General features: G+C 69.5%; 12 protein-coding genes, 2 tRNA genes and 2 pseudogenes. 7 read left to right on the top strand and 9 right to left on the bottom strand.

All coding sequences use genetic code 11. The features are described 5' to 3' along the window. The first annotated feature begins 12 nt into the window (after positions 1-12). The 7 genes and pseudogenes from zipA (at position 13) to gyrA (ending at position 9,983) form a co-directional block, all read left to right on the top strand. Positions 13-750: a cell division protein ZipA gene (zipA, locus tag ABTV91_RS13005; protein WP_433851812.1), complete on the top strand. Its 738-nt coding sequence runs from the start codon at positions 13-15 to the stop codon at positions 748-750. Positions 751-861: 111 nt separating this feature from the next. Further along, the gene (gene ligA / locus ABTV91_RS13000; RefSeq protein ID WP_433851811.1) at positions 862-3,342 is read left to right on the top strand and encodes an NAD-dependent DNA ligase LigA; all 2,481 of its coding nucleotides are present in this window, start codon (positions 862-864) and stop codon (positions 3,340-3,342) included. After that, positions 3,339-3,815, top strand: coding sequence for an N-acetyltransferase family protein (locus ABTV91_RS12995; protein WP_433851810.1), 477 nt, complete (start codon positions 3,339-3,341; stop codon positions 3,813-3,815). The genes ligA and ABTV91_RS12995 overlap by 4 nt, the downstream gene beginning before the upstream one ends. Before the next feature lie 234 nt (positions 3,816-4,049). Beyond that, positions 4,050-4,994: an EF-P lysine aminoacylase EpmA gene (epmA, locus tag ABTV91_RS12990; protein WP_433851809.1), complete on the top strand. Its 945-nt coding sequence runs from the start codon at positions 4,050-4,052 to the stop codon at positions 4,992-4,994. A 276-nt stretch (positions 4,995-5,270) separates the two neighbouring features. Then, on the top strand, positions 5,271-5,960 hold the full coding sequence (locus ABTV91_RS12985; RefSeq protein WP_433851808.1) for a DUF3011 domain-containing protein: 690 nt from the start codon (positions 5,271-5,273) through the stop codon (positions 5,958-5,960). A gap of 24 nt (positions 5,961-5,984) precedes the next feature. Beyond that, positions 5,985-7,051 (top strand): annotated as a pseudogene (mtnA, locus tag ABTV91_RS12980) (S-methyl-5-thioribose-1-phosphate isomerase). Between the two features lie 235 nt (positions 7,052-7,286). After that, on the top strand, positions 7,287-9,983 hold the full coding sequence (gyrA, locus tag ABTV91_RS12975; RefSeq protein WP_433851807.1) for a DNA gyrase subunit A: 2,697 nt from the start codon (positions 7,287-7,289) through the stop codon (positions 9,981-9,983). A 295-nt stretch (positions 9,984-10,278) separates the two neighbouring features. On the opposite strand, the gene ABTV91_RS12970 is transcribed toward gyrA, so the two are convergent. The 9 genes and pseudogenes from ABTV91_RS12970 to ABTV91_RS12930 form a co-directional block, all read right to left on the bottom strand. After that, positions 10,279-10,355, bottom strand: a tRNA-Arg gene (locus tag ABTV91_RS12970). A gap of 53 nt (positions 10,356-10,408) precedes the next feature. Beyond that, positions 10,409-10,485, bottom strand: a tRNA-Arg gene (locus ABTV91_RS12965). 40 nt (positions 10,486-10,525) lie between these two features. Beyond that, positions 10,526-11,388, bottom strand: a pseudogene (locus ABTV91_RS12960) (alpha/beta hydrolase family protein). Further along, the gene (gene thiD, locus ABTV91_RS12955; RefSeq protein ID WP_433851806.1) at positions 11,385-12,194 is read right to left on the bottom strand and encodes a bifunctional hydroxymethylpyrimidine kinase/phosphomethylpyrimidine kinase; all 810 of its coding nucleotides are present in this window, start codon (positions 12,192-12,194) and stop codon (positions 11,385-11,387) included. Before thiD ends, ABTV91_RS12960 begins: the two are co-directional and overlap by 4 nt. A gap of 35 nt (positions 12,195-12,229) precedes the next feature. Continuing rightward, positions 12,230-12,901, bottom strand: a complete 672-nt coding sequence (locus tag ABTV91_RS12950; RefSeq protein WP_433851805.1) for a YoaK family protein — start codon at positions 12,899-12,901, stop codon at positions 12,230-12,232. A 12-nt stretch (positions 12,902-12,913) separates the two neighbouring features. Next, positions 12,914-13,408, bottom strand: coding sequence for a hypothetical protein (locus ABTV91_RS12945; protein WP_433851804.1), 495 nt, complete (start codon positions 13,406-13,408; stop codon positions 12,914-12,916). Between the two features lie 28 nt (positions 13,409-13,436). Then, a complete protein-coding gene (locus ABTV91_RS12940; protein ID WP_433851803.1) occupies positions 13,437-13,667 on the bottom strand; it encodes a hypothetical protein in 231 nt (76 codons plus the stop codon). Positions 13,668-13,737: 70 nt separating this feature from the next. Beyond that, the gene (locus ABTV91_RS12935) at positions 13,738-15,138 is read right to left on the bottom strand and encodes a PhoH family protein (RefSeq protein WP_433851802.1); all 1,401 of its coding nucleotides are present in this window, start codon (positions 15,136-15,138) and stop codon (positions 13,738-13,740) included. A gap of 81 nt (positions 15,139-15,219) precedes the next feature. Next, a complete protein-coding gene (locus tag ABTV91_RS12930; RefSeq protein WP_433851801.1) occupies positions 15,220-15,699 on the bottom strand; it encodes a peroxiredoxin in 480 nt (159 codons plus the stop codon). Positions 15,700-15,732 lie beyond the last annotated feature (33 nt).

The following is a 15,732-nucleotide window of genomic DNA, read 5'->3' as shown; positions in this document are numbered from 1 at the left end:
AGAACCCACCGCATGTCCGACATGGCTCTGTTGCGTATCGGCATCCTGGCCGCCGGAGTGCTGCTGATCGCGGCGATCTTCCTGTTCGGACGCACCAAGAAGCCGGCGCAGGGCAAGCGCCGCGAGCCGGTCGATGGCGGCGCCAAGCCGCGGCGCGAGCCGGTGCTGGGCGCGGACGGCGAGGGCGGCGATGCCGTGGCCGATGCGGACGCCGGCGTGGAAGTGACCCAGCCGGAGCTGGGCCTGCCGGACGTCGAGGCCGCGGCGGGCAGCGAACTGGGCAGGCGCGCCAGCCAGGATTTCGACAAGATCGTCTCGCTCTACGTGGCCGCGCGCGCGGGCCAGGTGCTGCGCGGCGAGGACATCGTGGTGGCCGCCGAGAAGACCGGGCTGGTGTTCGGCTACATGAGCGTCTTCCACCGCCTGGTGGAAGGGCATCCCGAGCGCGGGCCGATCTTCAGCATGGCCAGCATCATGAAGCCGGGCAGCTTCGACATGGCCCACATCCGTGAGATGGAAACCCCGGCCATCGCCTTCTTCCTCACCCTGCCGGCGCCGATGACCGCGCTCGACGCCTGGGAAAAGATGCTGCCCACCGTGCAGCGCATGGCCGAACTGCTCGACGGCGTGGTGCTGGACGACAGCCGCAACGCGCTGGGCCGCCAGCGCATCGCCCACATCCGCGACGAGCTGCGCGCCTACGACCGCCAGCACCAGGCGCCGCCGCTGACCAAGCCGCCGCGCTGGTAGGCGCGGCGGGATGAACTGCGGGAGAGGGGGGGGCGTCGCATGCGGCGCCCCTTGCGTTTCCGCGCCCTGCCACACGCGGTGCATACACCCGTGCGCGGTTAAAATCGGCGCATGACTTCCGACGCCCCCGCCCGCCAGCGCATCGCCGACCTCCGCCAGCACCTGGCCACGGCCGCGCAGGCCTACCACGAGCGCGACGAGCAGCTAATTCCCGATGCCGACTACGACGCGCTGATGCGCGAGCTGGAGGCGCTGGAAGCGGCGCATCCGCAGCTGGACAGCGCTGATTCGCCCAGCCACCAGGTCGGCGGCCGGCCGTCCTCGCGCTTCGCCGAGGTGGTGCACGCCATGCCGATGCTGTCGCTGGGCAACGCCTTCAGCGACGAGGAGGTGCGGGACTTCGTGCGCCGCATCGACGAGCGCCTGCACCGCGCGCGGCTGCTGTTTTCGGCCGAACCCAAGCTCGACGGCCTGGCGATCAGCCTGCGCTACGAGGATGGCGTGTTCGTGCAGGGCGCGACCCGTGGCGACGGTACTACCGGCGAGGACGTCACCGCCAACCTGCGCCAGATCAGGGTGATCCCGCATCGGCTCGATGGCGAAGGCTGGCCGGCGGTGCTCGAGGTGCGTGGCGAGGTCTACATGCCGCGCGCCGATTTCGAGAAATACAACGAGCAGGCGCGCCTGCACGGCGGCAAGGTGCTGGCCAACCCGCGCAACGGCGCGGCCGGTTCGCTGCGCCAGCTCGACCCCAGGGTCAGCGCGCAGCGGCCGTTGAGCTTCTATGCCTACGGCACCGGCGAGGTCGAGGGCGGCGAACTGCCGGCCACGCATTCGGCGACGCTGGCGCGACTGGCGCAGTGGGGCTTCCCGGTCAGCGACCTGTGCCGGGTGGTCGAGGGCGCCGACGGCCTGCTCGACTACTACCGCGACATCGGCGCGCGCCGCGACGGGCTGGCCTTCGACATCGACGGCGTGGTCTACAAGCTCGACGACCGCGAGGGCCAGCGCGAGATGGGCTTCGTCGCCCGTGCACCGCGCTGGGCCATCGCCCACAAGTTCCCGGCGCAGGAACAGACCACCACGGTGGAGGCGATCGAGATCCAGATCGGCCGCACCGGCGCGGCCACGCCGGTGGCGCGCCTGCAGCCGGTGCAGGTGGCCGGGGTGACCGTCACCAACGCCACCCTGCACAACGCCGACCAGATCGCGCGGCTGGACGTGCGCGTGGGCGACACGGTGATCGTGCGCCGCGCCGGCGACGTGATCCCCGAGGTGGTCAGCGTCATCGCCGAGCGCCGCCCGCCCGGCGCGCCGCCGTGGACGATGCCGGCGGCCTGCCCGGTCTGCGGCGCGGAGATCGTGCGCGAGGAGGGCGCGGCGGTGTGGCGCTGCTCGGGCGAACTGAGCTGCCCGGCGCAGCGCAAGGAAGCCATCGCGCATTTCGCCTCGCGCCGCGCCATGGACATCGACGGGCTGGGCGACCGCTACATCGAGACCCTGGTCGACGCCGGCATCGTGCGTGGCGTGGCCGACCTCTACCGGCTCACCCGCGACCAGCTGCTGCACCTGAAGCTGGTGCTCGACGCCGCCGACCCGTCCGCGCTCGCCGCCAGCCTCAAGCCGCATCTGCCGGTGGAGGGCAGCGGCGCGGCGCTCAACGCCGTGCTCCGGCTCGACGGCAACGATGCGGCCTGGCGCGCGCAGGCGCTGGCATCGCCGGTGGCCTTCGAATGGAACACGAAGAAGATCGCCACCAAGTGGGCCGACAACCTCATCGCCGCCATCGACGCCAGCCGCGACGCCACGCTGGAACGGCTGCTGTTCGCGCTGGGCATCGAGCACGTCGGCGAGAGCACGGCCAAGGCGCTGGCGCAGTGGTTCGGCGACCTGGTGCTGATCCGCCAGCTGCCGTGGCCGCTGTTCAAGCGCGTGCCCGACATCGGCGGCGAGGTGGCGCGCTCGCTCGGCCATTTCTTCGAACAGGAAGGCAACCAGCAGGCCATCGAGGCATTGCTGCAGGTCGGGCAGGTGCGCATCCGCGACGCCCACCTGCCGTCGGCGCGCCTGCGCGAGGGCCTGGATCTGGCGCAGTTGCTGGTCGAAGCCGAAATCCCCGGCATCACCCGCCTGCGCGCCGAAAAGCTGGTGGCCGCGCTGCCGTCCGCGCAGCAGATCCTCGATGCCGAACCGGAACGCTTCGTCGCCGCCGGCCTGCCCGAGGACACCGCGCGCGGGCTGGCGCAATGGCTGGACACGGATGGCCACGGCCCGTTGCTGCTCGAGGGCGAAGCGCAGATGCGGCGGCTGCTGGAACTGGCGCCGGCGCAGGCCGCGCAGCCGGCTGGGCCGCTGGACGGCCAGACCGTGGTGCTGACCGGCACGCTGTCGGTGCTGACCCGCGACGCCGCCAAGGCGCGGCTGGAAGCGCTGGGTGCCAAGGTCGCCGGCAGCGTGTCGAAGAAAACCGCCTTCGTGGTCGCCGGCAGCGAGGCCGGCTCCAAGCTGGACAAGGCCAACGAACTGGGCGTGGAGGTGTGGGACGAACCGCGCCTGCTCGCCTTCCTCGCCGGACACGGACAACAGCCATGAACCTGCGTTTCCGCCTCGCCACGCCCGCGGATTTCCCGCGACTGATCGCCATGGTGCGTGCGTTTTATGCCGAGGACCACATTGCCTTCGACCCGGCGCTGGTCGAGCCTGGCCTGCGCACGCTGCTGGCCGAACCGGCCTGCGGTGCGGTCCTGCTGCTGGAAGGCGGCGACGTGGCCGAAGCCGGCTACATCACCCTGGGCTGGTGTTTCAGCGTGGAGCAGGGCGGCCGCTTCGTGCTGCTGGACGAGCTGTACCTGGCGCCGGCCGCGCGCGGCCGCGGCTGGGGCCGACAGGCGCTCGCCCTGGCACGCGACTGGGCGATCGTCGAGGGCGCCAGCGTGATGCGGCTGGAGGTGAACCACCACAACGCCCGGGCCAAGTCGCTGTACCTGTCGGCCGGCTACCGCGACGACGAACGCGACATCCTGACCCTGCCGCTGGCGGCCACGCCGAAGGGACTGCACTCATGAAAGATCGACAGGACAGGCGTTTTTCACAGCGAAGCTACCCGAAGGGTGGCGCGGGTCCGTTGTTTGCTCCTGCAGAACCGGCATTCCCGCCCTCCATGGCGGTCGGGTGTGCGCCATGAAAAAACGGCAGGACAGCCGTTTTTCACGGCGAAGCCGCCCGCAGGGTGGCGCACGGCCGGTTTTCGCTCCTGCAAAACCGGCATTCCCGCCATCCATGGCGGTCAGGTGTGCGCCATGATCGACGCCCTGCGCCGGCGCGCGCGCCTGAACGCCCTGATCCGCGATTTCTTCGCGCGCCGCGACGTGCTGGAAGTGGAGACGCCGATCATGTCGGCGGCCGGCAACACCGAGCCGAACATCGACGGTTTCCACACCCGCTTCAGCGGCCACGTCGATGCGGGCTCGCCGGTGCGCTGGCTGCGCACCTCGCCCGAATATCCGCTCAAGCGCCTGCTCGCCGCCGGCGTCGGTGACTGTTACGAACTGGGCCGGGTGTTCCGCAACGGCGAGGCCGGCGGCCGCCACAACCCCGAGTTCACCATGCTCGAGTGGTACCGCGTCGGCTGGGACCACCACCGGCTGATCGACGAGACGGTGGAACTGGTACGCGCGGCGCTGGCGATGGTCGGGCGCGAAGCGTCGCTGCAGGTGCTGACCTACCGCAAGCTGTTCATCGACGCGGTGGGCGTGGACCCGTTCAGCGCCGACGAAACGCAGCTGCGCGCACCGCTGGCCGGTGTCGGCATCAGTCCCGATGGCCTCACCCGCGACGACTGGCTGGACCTGCTGATGACCCATCGCATCCAGCCGCATTTCCCCGACGACCGCATCACCGTGATCCACGACTGGCCGGCCACGCAGGCGGCGCTGGCGCGCATCCGCCCGGGCGAACCGCCGCTGGCCGAGCGCTTCGAGCTCTACCTGGGCGCGGTGGAGCTGGCCAATGGCTATCACGAGCTGAACGACGCCGCGGAACAGCGCCAGCGCTTCGAGCGCGACCTGGCCGTGCGCGCCGCACGCGGCGACGTGCAGCCGCCGCTGGACGAGCCCTTCCTGGCCGCGCTGCCGGCGTTGCCGGCGTGCGCCGGCGTGGCGGTGGGCGTGGACCGTCTGCTGATGGCGCTGGCCGGCACCGGCCGCATCGCCGATGTGCTGGCCTTCGATTTCGCCCATGCCTGATCGTGACGTAGTGCATTGGCCCGTCCGCTGCAGGCAGGAGGCATCCGGCGTGCGCCTGCAGGACGCGCCGCGGCAGCGTGCGGGTGGTGCCAGAGTCCGTCGGCGCGCGGATCGGCCCGCGTCGCCCGTACGCGGCCAGCGCGGATGAACGCTGCCGGCCTTCGCGTTAACCGCCGCGCGGCGCTATTGCCTGTCTACCGGCGATGATGCTCTGATCACGCCTGCCGATGCAGTGTCCGTATCGGTGGAATCCGTCGATTGCAGGGTGGAAGTCGGATGAAGGGTGTTTGCGGCCTGTTGTTGTGGCTGATGCCGGTGCTGGCCCTTGCCGGGCAGGACGAGGCGTCGCCGGCCGATGCGCCGGTGCTGCGGTGCGAAGCCGATGGCAGCGCGCGCCAGCACTGCGCGATGGATGTATCGCGCGGCGTGCAGCTGGTGCGGCAGCTGTCCACCCACAGCTGCATCCGCGAGACCAGCTGGGGCGCGGACGAGCGCGGCGTGTGGGTCAGTCGCGGCTGCCGCGCGGAATTCGCCGCCGCGCCGGCCACTGCGCAGCGCCGGGTCCGGCGCGTGGTGCGCTGCGAATCCAAGGGCGGGCGAACCATCAGCTGCCCCGTGCTGCTGCGCGGCGCGCCGGTGCGGCTGATCCGCCAGCAGTCGCTGCTGCCGTGCCGGGAAGGGCGCACGTGGGGATACGGGCGCAACGAGATCTGGGTGAGCCGCGGCTGCGAGGGCCAGTTCGAGGTCGCGGCCGAGGACGGCTCCGGGTTCGTGGACATCCCGCGCCAGGTCACCTGCGAGTCGAAAAGCGAGATGCGCCGCGAATGCGGGGTGAGCGTCGAACGCAGGGTCACCCTGGTCAGGCAGCTGTCCAACGCCGCCTGCGAGGAAGGCCGCAGCTGGGGCTGGGACCGCGCCGGCATCTGGGTGGACAAGGGCTGCCGCGCCGAGTTCTCCGCGGACTGACGGCGGCACCGATACAATGGCGCGATGAACGAGAACCCCGCCATCGATTACGCCCGCTACGACCACATCCGCCCGATCCGCTGGACCGGCGACGCACTGGAGCTGCTGGACCAGCGCAAGCTGCCGTTCGTCGTCGAGCATGTGCTGTGCGGCGACAGCGACGCGGTCGCCGGGGCCATCCACGCGCTCACCGTGCGCGGCGCGCCGGCGATCGGCATCGCCGCGGCCTGGGGCGTGGTGCTGGCCGCGCGCGAGGTGGACGCCGGCGACGGCGCGGCCGCGCTGCGGGCGCTGGAACCGGCGATGGCGCGCCTGAATGCCGCGCGCGCCCGACCGCCGTGAACCTGGCCTGGGCGCTGGCGCGCATGCGCCGCGCGCTGGCCGGTGCCGGCAGCGACTGGAAGCAGGTGCTGGCGCTGGAAGCCCAAGCCATCGCCGATGAGGACCTGGCCGCCAACCGCCACATGGGCGAACTGGGCGCCGGCCTGATCGCGCCGGGCAGCGGCGTGCTGACCCACTGCAACACCGGTTCGCTGGCGACCGCCGGCTTCGGCACCGCGCTGGGCGTGATCCGCGCCGGCATGGCGCAGGATCGCATCGCGCGCGTGTTCGCCGGCGAAACCCGGCCGTGGCTGCAGGGCGCGCGCCTGACCGTGTGGGAGCTGCAGCAGGACGGCATCGACGCGACCCTGGTCGCCGACTCGGCCGCCTCGCACCTGATGAAGACCGGCGCGGTGCAGTGGGTGATCGTCGGCGCCGACCGCATCTGCGCCAACGGCGACACCGCCAACAAGATCGGCACCTACCAGCTGGCCATCGCCGCGCGCCACCACGGCGTGAAGTTCATGGTGGTGGCGCCGTCCTCGACGGTGGACATGGGCACCGCGCACGGCGATGAGATCGAGATCGAGCAGCGCGACCCGGGCGAGCTGTTCGGCGTCGGCGGCGTGCGTACCGTGGCCGAAGGCATCCAGGCCTGGAACCCGGTGTTCGACGTGACCCCGGGCAGCCTGATCGACGCCATCGTGACCGAGGAGGGCGTGATCCTGGACCCGGACGTCGAGGCCATGCGGGCCGCCTTCGGCGGCTGAATCCGGCCGCCCGCGGCGATGCGGACGGCGGCCATCCGGCGGCGCCCGGCAGAAACCGCCATGGACAGCCGCAACCGGCGGCTAAGTCCCTGATTTATTCCGTGAAAAGTGCTGCCGCCGGAAGCGGCAGACGGCGCCGTGTGGTAAACTCGGCCACTTGAATCGGGCTTGTGCCGCGACCGCCCGCAAGGGCCGTCGGCGCCGCTCCGGACCGCTACCAGAATACGGAATCCGAATGGCAGAAACCGCCAAGGAAATCATCCAGGTCAACCTGGAAGACGAGATGCGCAAGAGCTACCTCGATTACGCCATGAGCGTGATCGTGGGGCGCGCGCTCCCCGACGCCCGCGACGGCCTCAAGCCGGTCCATCGCCGCGTCCTCTTCGCGATGCAGGAGCTTGGCGCGCACGCCAACAAGCCGTACTACAAGTCGGCGCGCATCGTCGGCGACGTCATCGGTAAATACCATCCGCACGGCGACAGCGCGGTCTACGACACGCTGGTGCGCATGGCGCAGCCGTTCTCGCTGCGCTACATGCAGATCGACGGCCAGGGCAACTTCGGTTCGGTCGACGGCGACAGCCCGGCGGCGATGCGTTACACCGAATCGCGCCTGTCGCGGATCAGCCACGAGATGCTGGCCGACATCGACAAGGAAACCGTCGATTTCCAGCCCAACTACGACGAGAAGGAACTGGAGCCGACGGTCCTGCCGACGCGCTTCCCGAACCTGCTGGTCAACGGTTCGGCCGGCATCGCGGTGGGCATGGCCACCAACATCCCGCCGCACAACCTCACCGAATCCATCAACGCCTGCATCGCGCTGATCGACAACCCGTCGATCGACGTCGACGGCCTGATGGAATACATCCCGGGCCCTGATTTCCCGACCGCCGGCATCATCAACGGCACCGCCGGCATCATCGCCGGCTACCGCACCGGCCGCGGCCGCGTGCGCATCCGCGCCAAGGCCGACATCGAAGTGGCCGACAACGGCCGCGAATCGATCATCGTCACCGAGATTCCCTACCAGGTGAACAAGGCGCGGCTGATCGAGAAGATCGCCGAGCTGGTCAAGGAAAAGAAGCTCGAGGGCATCAGCGAGCTGCGCGACGAGTCCGACAAGGACGGCATGCGCATCTACATCGAGATCAAGCGCGGCGAGTCGGCCGAGGTCGTGCTGAACAACCTGTACCAGCAGACCCAGATGGAGTCGGTGTTCGGCATCAACATGGTGGCGCTGGTCGACGGCCGCCCGAAGCTGCTCAACCTCAAGGAGATGCTGGAGGCGTTTGTCCGCCACCGCCGCGAGGTCGTCACCCGCCGCACCATCTTCGAACTGCGCAAGGCGCGCGCCCGTGCGCACGTATTGGAAGGCCTGACCGTCGCGCTGGCCAACATCGACGAGATGATCGAACTGATCAAGACCTCGTCCAACCCCGCCGAGGCCAAGGAGCGCATGCTCGCCAAGGTGTGGGAGCCGGGCCTGGTCGGCGCGCTGCTCGGCGCCGCCGGCGCCGAGGCCTCGCGTCCGGAAGACCTGCCCAAGGGCATCGGCCTGGTCGACGGCAACTACCAGCTGTCCGACGTGCAGGCCACGCAGATCCTGGAAATGCGCCTGCACCGCCTCACCGGCCTGGAGCAGGACAAGCTCACCGAGGAATACAAGCAGCTGCTGGAAGTGATCGCCGGGCTGATCCACATCCTGGAAAACCCGGACCGCCTGCTGCAGGTGATCCGCGAGGAACTGGAAAGCGTGCGCGCCGAATACGGCGACGAGCGCCGCACCGAGATCCGCCACAGCGAGGAAGACCTGGACATCCTGGACCTGATCGCGCCGGAGGACGTGGTGGTGACGCTGTCGCGCGCCGGCTACGTCAAGCGCCAGCCGGTGTCGGCCTACCGCGCGCAGAAGCGCGGCGGCCGCGGCCGCAGCGCGGCGGCGACCAAGGACGAGGATTCGATCGAGCAGCTGTGGCTGGTCAACACCCATGACACGCTGCTGACCTTCACCAGTTCCGGCAAGGTGTTCTGGCTGCCGGTGTACCAGCTGCCGGAAGCCGGCTCCAACGCGCGCGGCCGCCCGATCATCAACTGGATCGCGCTGGAGAACGGCGAGCGCGTGCAGGCGGTGCTGCCGGTGCGCGAGTACGACGACAACCATTTCGTATTCTTCGCCACCCGCAACGGCACGGTGAAGAAGACCCCGCTGAGCGAGTTCGCCTTCCGCCTGGCGCGCGGCAAGATCGCCATCAACTTGGATGAAGGCGATGCGCTGGTGGGTGTCGGCCTGACCGACGGCGAGCGCGACATCCTGCTGTTCGCCTCCAACGGCAAAACCGTGCGCTTCGGCGAGGACAGGGTGCGTTCGATGGGCCGCACCGCCACCGGCGTGCGCGGCATCAAGATGGCCAAGGGCGAGGAAGTGGTCAGCCTGATCGTGGCCGAAAGCGCCGGCGGCGCCGAGGACGAGAACGAGGACGACAACGGTGTCGAGGATGTGTCCGTCGAGGGCGGCGAGATCGTCGAGTCGGCGGACGATGCCGGCGTGCAGTACATCCTCACCGCCACCGAGAACGGCTACGGCAAGCGCACCCCGCTGGCCGACTACCCGCGCAAGGGCCGCGGCACGCAGGGCGTGATCGGCATCCAGACCAGCGAGCGCAACGGCAGGCTGGTCAGCGCGGTGCTGCTGGGCACGGGCGATGAAGTGCTGCTGATCTCCGATGGCGGCACCCTGGTGCGTACCCGCGGTTCGGAAATCTCGCGCGTGGGCCGCAACACCCAGGGCGTGACCCTGATCCGCCTGTCCAAGGGCGAGAAGCTGCAGGCGGTCGAACGCCTGGATGCCTCGCTGCAGTCGGCCGACGACGAGGACGCGGACGCGGTGGCAGGCGATGCGGAGCAGGGTGCCACGCCGCCGGAAGCCTGATCGGCGGCAGTCTGCTCGGAACAAAAAAGCGCGGGCGCAAGCCGGCGCTTTTTTGTTGCCGTCCCTGCATCGGACGACCCTCCGGTCGTCGGCGAAGTGCGATATCGAGTCGCGCAGGGGATTTCTGCCGGCGACGATCCTCCGGTCATGACGATGCGGTCGTCATGGCTGGATGTCGTGGTGTCGCAGGGGCGGGAAGAAGATGTGTCGCTGCGAGGCGTGTCGGCCGCGGCGGGAATGTGCGCCATCGCCGGGACGAAAAAAAACAGCAGGCAAAGCCTGCTGTTCGGTGTAATGGCGCGCCCGGAGAGATTCGAACTCCCGACCGCCTGGTTCGTAGCCAGGTACTCTATCCAACTGAGCTACGGGCGCGTTTTTACCTTGATTGTTCTGACGGGGAACACTGCAAGAACAGTGTTCCAAACTGGCGCGCCCGGAGAGATTCGAACTCCCGACCGCCTGGTTCGTAGCCAGGTACTCTATCCAACTGAGCTACGGGCGCGTCGTCAGGAGCGGAATTATGCGGATATGACGCGCATGCGTCAACGCTTTTGTGAAAATTCCTGGGACGCCGGCGATACCAGCGCATCGGCGACGATGGCCGGCGATTTCATCCAGCTGAAATGGTCGGCGCGCGTGCCCAGTTCATCGCCGGACAGGATCCGCAGTGTTGCCGGCGTGGCGGGCATCTTGGACAGCAGGTGGCGCATGGAGCCGGACGGGGCCAGCCAGTCGGCATCGAACAGCAGTGCCTTCACTGGCAGGGTGAGGGAATGCATCGCCGCTTCCAGGTCGACGGGCATGCCCGCCGCGGCGTAGTGGCCGCTCAGGCCGACGCGGGCCCAGTCGCGGATCAGGCCCCGCGCCTCCGTGCCGCCGAAGCCCAGCCTGCGCCCCGGCAGCGCGCCGCGCCGCTGCGCCAGCCAGGGCAGGAAACGATAGGCCAGCGGCAGCAGCCAGCGCGCGCGCGGGGAAGCCGCGCCACCACGGGGTACCGCTGGCGACCAGCCAGAGTCCGGCGAAGGCGTCCGGGTGCAGCCCTGCATGGCAGCACGCCAGCTGTCCACACCAGGCTGTGCCCGCCCAGCCGCAGCGCGACGCCCGGCACCGCGGCGCGCGCGGCCGCTTCAGCGGCGGGGAGGTCATGCTGCAGCAGTTCGCGATACCCCCAGTCGTGGTTCCGGTCCGCGCGCAGGCTGCTGCTGCCGTTGCCGCGCCATTCGTGGACGAACACGGCCACGCCGCGCGCAGCCAGCGCCTCGGCCAGCGGCAGGTAATGGCGGGCGGCCACGCCCAGCGCCGGTAGCCACAGCACGGCCGCCACGGGCCGGGGCGGCACATGGGCGAGCAGCTCGAAACGGTGTCCGTCCGCCGCAGCGACGGCAAGGGCGGTCGCCGCGTTCATGCCGGATGCGCCGCACCGAAGTGGTCCAGCACCATGACCTCGCTGCGCCCCGGCCGGTAGCCGCCGCGCAGGCCGCGCGCGACGTAATCGATGGCCGCCTCGCACGCATTGGGCAGTGACAGCCCGCGGCACAGCTGCGCGGCGATGGCCGAGGCCAGCGTGCAGCCGGTGCCGTGCGCATCGACGGGCAGGCGCGCGTGGCTGAATTCCTCGCTGGCGACGCCGTCGTAATAGCGGTCGATCACGCGCGGGCCTTCGGCCAGGTGGCCGCCCTTGAGCAGCACTGCGCCGGTGCCGAGCGCGAGCAGTGCCGTCGCGGCGTCTTCCGCATCGGCGGCGCTGGCGATGCGGCGGTCCAGCAGCAGTTCCGCTTCGGGCGTGTTCGGCGTGAGCAGCGTGGCCAGCGGCAGCAGGCGCGTACGCAGGGCGTGCAGCGCGCTGTTCTCCAGCAGCCGGGCGCCGCTGGTGGCGACCATCACCGGGTCCAGCACCACCTGCGGCGGACGGCGCCGTTCCAGGACCTCGGCCACCAGGTGGATCACCTCGGCGTTGGCGAGCATGCCGAGCTTGACCGCGTGGATGTCGAAGTCGTCGAAGCAGGCGTCGAGCTGCGCCTGCAGGAATTCCAGCGGCGGCACGTGCACGGCGGTGACGCCGCGGGTGTTCTGCGCGGTCAGCGCGGCGATGGCCGACAGGCCGTGCACGCGGTGCGCGGCGAAGGCTTTGAGGTCGGCCTGGATGCCGGCGCCGCCACCGGAGTCGGAACCGGCGATGGTGAGGGCGGAAACGGGCGTGGAAGGCGTCATGGCGGGATTGTGCAGTGTTTCGCCGCTGCCTGCCGTCAGGCGCGCGGCGCGCGCCGGGTCAGCCGGTAGCCGATGTAGGTGGCGCCGGTGCAGCCGGTCAGCAGGGCCGGCGCGAGCAGCGCGTCATAGCCGAAGCGCAGGAACAGCCACGCGCCGATGATGCCGCCGGCGAGGAAACCGCCGATGATCAGGCCGCTGAGCGTCAGCCTCCGCACCTGCAGCGGCAGTCCGCGCAGCAGATGGCCCAGGCCGATGCCCAGGTCGGTGAACATGCCGCTGAGGTGGGTGGTGCGCACCACCGCGCCGCTGAAGGTGGTGGCCATGGCGTTCTGCAGGCCGCAGGCCATGGCCGCGGCCAGCGCGCCCCAGATCTGCTGCTGCTTGAACAGCGGGATCGCCGCCAGCAGCAGCAGCGATTCGATGGTCAGCACCACGCCGTAGCGCCGGCCCAGGCGCAGCGCGCCGTCCTGCACGATCAGGCCGCTGAGCATCGCGCCCAGCGAGAAGGCGATCAGCATGCCCCACAGGTGCGCGACGCCGCGCCAGTCGCGCTGCGCCAACGCCATGCCGAGCTGGCTGGTGGTGCCGGTGAGGTGGCTGACGGCCTGGTGCTCGAAGCCGAGGAAGCCGACCACGTTGACCATGCCGGCCACGCAGGACAGCGCGATCGCGCCGATCCACACCCAACGCGGAAGCTGTATGCCCATGCCGCCGTCGGCTCAGAATCCGCCGTTGGTCGCGATGTCTGAGAACGTGCCCGATTGCGGGTCGTATACCGCGCCCCAGAATGCGGCGCCGCCGTCGCAGACGCGCACCGCCTCGCGCGCGGGGTTGATCTTCTCGTGGTCGGGCAGGGTGAAGGCGTTGATGTAGATCAGCTGCCGGCCCTGCGAAACGAAGCCCACGTACTGGCGGCCGGAACGGACCGGCTCGGCGATGGCCGGCTGCAGCTGCGCCAGGCGGCTCTCCAGCCCTTCGATCTGCGCGCGACTGGGCGCCCAGTAGCCGCTGACGCCATCGGCGCGCCTGGCCGGGCTGTCGCGCGAGCAGGTGTCCAGCACCTGCGCGGCGACCGCGGGGCGGGTGACCACCCATGACTGTCCGGCCTTGAGCGCCGTCGGCACGCTTGCGCCGGGCTTGACGTTGGCCGGCGTGCAGGCGGCCAGCGCGAGCAGGCAGGTAGCGAGCAGGGGCAGCGGATGGACGGCTTTCACGTGAAACTCCGGCGAGGCGAGGGGAACATCAGGCGATGGTGGTGGGGGCGTAGGTTTCAAGGTAACCGCAGCGCGGGCAGCGGTAAGTGCGGGTTTCCAGCTTTTCCTGCGGTGACTTTAGCCCCATCCAGAACGATTTCTGCGGCTGCCCCCTGGCCCATGTGGTGATCGAGTGCTTGTTGCCATGGCCTTTTTCCATGAGGTAGCCCGGTTGCATCGGTGTCTGGCATTTGCAGCATTCGATCCTGTTGTCGGTCATGGCCCGGGGCGGTGAGTGGAAGGAAGGCAGAGCATAGCCGGCCGCGTGCATGGCATGCGGCCGGCGCCGGTCACAGGACTTCGGACGCGTAGTCGGCCAGCCGCGAGCGCTCGCCGCGGCGCAGGGTGATGTGCGCGCTGTGCGGCCAGTTCTTGAAGCGGTCCACCGCGTAGGTCAGGCCCGAGGTGGTCTCGGTCAGATACGGTGTGTCGATCTGCTCGACGTTGCCCAGGCAGACGATCTTGGTGCCGGGGCCGGCGCGGGTGATCAGGGTTTTCATCTGCTTCGGGGTGAGGTTCTGCGCCTCGTCCAGGATCAGGTAGCGCGACAGGAAGGTACGCCCGCGCATGAAGTTCAGCGAGCGGATCTTGATGCGCGAGGCGAGCAGGTCGTTGGTGGCCGCGCGGCCCCAGGCGCCCCCTTCCTGGTTGTGGGTGAGCACTTCCAGGTTGTCGGTGAGCGCGCCCATCCACGGCGTCATCTTTTCTTCCTCGGTGCCGGGCAGGAAGCCGATGTCCTCGCCGACGCTGACCGTGGCGCGGGTCATGATGATCTCGCGGTAGCGCTGCGTGTCCATGGTCTGCGCTAGGCCGGCGGCCAGCGCCAGCAGGGTCTTGCCGGTACCGGCAGTGCCGAGCAGGGTGACGAAGTCGATTTCCGGGTCCATCAGCGCGTTGAGCGCGAAGTTCTGCTCGCGGTTGCGCGCGGTGATGCCCCACACCGAATGCGCGCCGTGGCGGAAATCGTCCACCAGGGTGAGGGTGACGCGACCGTCGGCCTCCACCCTGGCGACCTTGAGTTCGACCTCGTCCTCGCCCGGCAGGTAGACATACTGGTTCGGGAACCATTCTTCGTCGTCGGTGGCGTGCACCTCGTAGCTGGTGCGGCCCTTGTCGCTCCAGCTGCGCAGGTCGCCGGAATGCTTCTTCCAGAAATCCTCGGGCAGCGGCGTGGCGCCGGTGTACAGCAGGCTGAAGTCGTCCAGCGCGCGATCGTTCTCGTAGTCCTCAGAGTCGATGCCGGCGATGGCCGCCTTGATGCGCAGGTTGATGTCCTTGGAGACGAACACCACCGGCACGTCCGGCGTCTGCTCCTTCAGCGCGAGGATCGCGCCGAGGATGGCGTTGTCCGGGATCACCGCGCCGAAGCTCTTGCCGGCCTCGAAGTGGCTGGTCTGGAAATACAGGTGGCCGGCGCTGCGCGCGCCGCGCAGCTGCAGCCCCTGCGGCAGCACCAGCGGCACGCCCCTGGCGATGCCGCCGATGCCGGAGGCTTCGATCAGCTCGTTGAGGAAGCGGCTGACCTGGCGCGCGTTGCGGCTGGCTTCGGAGGTGCCCTTCTTGCCGTTGTCCAGCTCCTCGATCACCTGCATCGGCAGGTAGACGTCGTGTTCCTCGAATTTGAACAGCGCGGTCGGATCGTGCATCAGCACGTTGGTATCCAGCACGTAGATGCGCTTGCCTCGGGTCATCGTCGATTCCTGGTTACGGGCAGGGAAAAACCGCCACGGCCTGCGGGGCAGGGGCGCGGCGGACGAGGTGGGCGATGGGACTCACTTGGACTGGGCGGCCTTCAGGGCTTCGAGCACGGCTTCGGCATGGCCGGCGACCTTGACCTTGCGCCATTCCTGCACCAGCGTGCCGTCTGGCGAGACCAGGAAGGTGCTGCGTTCGATGCCGCGCACCTGTTTGCCGTACATGTTCTTCATTTTGATCACGTCGAAGGCATTGCACAGCGCTTCGTCGGCATCGCTGACGAGCGGGAACCTGAAGCCCTGTTTGGCGCAGAAGTTGTCGTGCGACTTCACCGAGTCGCGCGAGACGCCCATGACCACGGCGCCGGCGCGCTTGAACCTGGGCAGCAGGGCATTGAAGTCGATGCCCTCGGTGGTGCAGCCGGGCGTGCTGTCCTTCGGGTAGAAGTAGAGCACCAGCCAGTGGCCGGCCTGCGCGGCGAGGGTGGTGGTGTCGCCGCCGGACAGTGCCAGCGGCAGGTCGAGGGTGGTGCGGTCCAGGGTATCGCCGATGTTCATCAGATCCTTTCCGGAGCCTGGGGTACTTCGATT

Origin of the sequence: Stenotrophomonas nitritireducens (genome assembly GCF_050984405.1) — a bacterium.
Lineage (GTDB): Bacteria > Pseudomonadota > Gammaproteobacteria > Xanthomonadales > Xanthomonadaceae > Stenotrophomonas > Stenotrophomonas nitritireducens_B.
This window is presented reverse-complemented; position numbering and strand designations above follow the sequence as displayed.

Coding starts and splice junctions, on each gene's coding strand:
- zipA (WP_433851812.1), top strand. CDS start 13: ATGTCCGACATGGCTCTGTTGCGTATCGGCATCCTGGCCGCCGGAGTG.
- ABTV91_RS12995 (WP_433851810.1), top strand. CDS start 3,339: ATGAACCTGCGTTTCCGCCTCGCCACGCCCGCGGATTTCCCGCGACTG.
- ABTV91_RS12935 (WP_433851802.1), bottom strand. CDS start 15,138: ATGACCCGAGGCAAGCGCATCTACGTGCTGGATACCAACGTGCTGATG.
- ABTV91_RS12985 (WP_433851808.1), top strand. CDS start 5,271: ATGAAGGGTGTTTGCGGCCTGTTGTTGTGGCTGATGCCGGTGCTGGCC.
- ABTV91_RS12930 (WP_433851801.1), bottom strand. CDS start 15,699: ATGAACATCGGCGATACCCTGGACCGCACCACCCTCGACCTGCCGCTG.
- gyrA (WP_433851807.1), top strand. CDS start 7,287: ATGGCAGAAACCGCCAAGGAAATCATCCAGGTCAACCTGGAAGACGAG.
- ABTV91_RS12940 (WP_433851803.1), bottom strand. CDS start 13,667: ATGACCGACAACAGGATCGAATGCTGCAAATGCCAGACACCGATGCAA.
- epmA (WP_433851809.1), top strand. CDS start 4,050: ATGATCGACGCCCTGCGCCGGCGCGCGCGCCTGAACGCCCTGATCCGC.
- ligA (WP_433851811.1), top strand. CDS start 862: ATGACTTCCGACGCCCCCGCCCGCCAGCGCATCGCCGACCTCCGCCAG.
- ABTV91_RS12950 (WP_433851805.1), bottom strand. CDS start 12,901: ATGGGCATACAGCTTCCGCGTTGGGTGTGGATCGGCGCGATCGCGCTG.
- thiD (WP_433851806.1), bottom strand. CDS start 12,194: ATGACGCCTTCCACGCCCGTTTCCGCCCTCACCATCGCCGGTTCCGAC.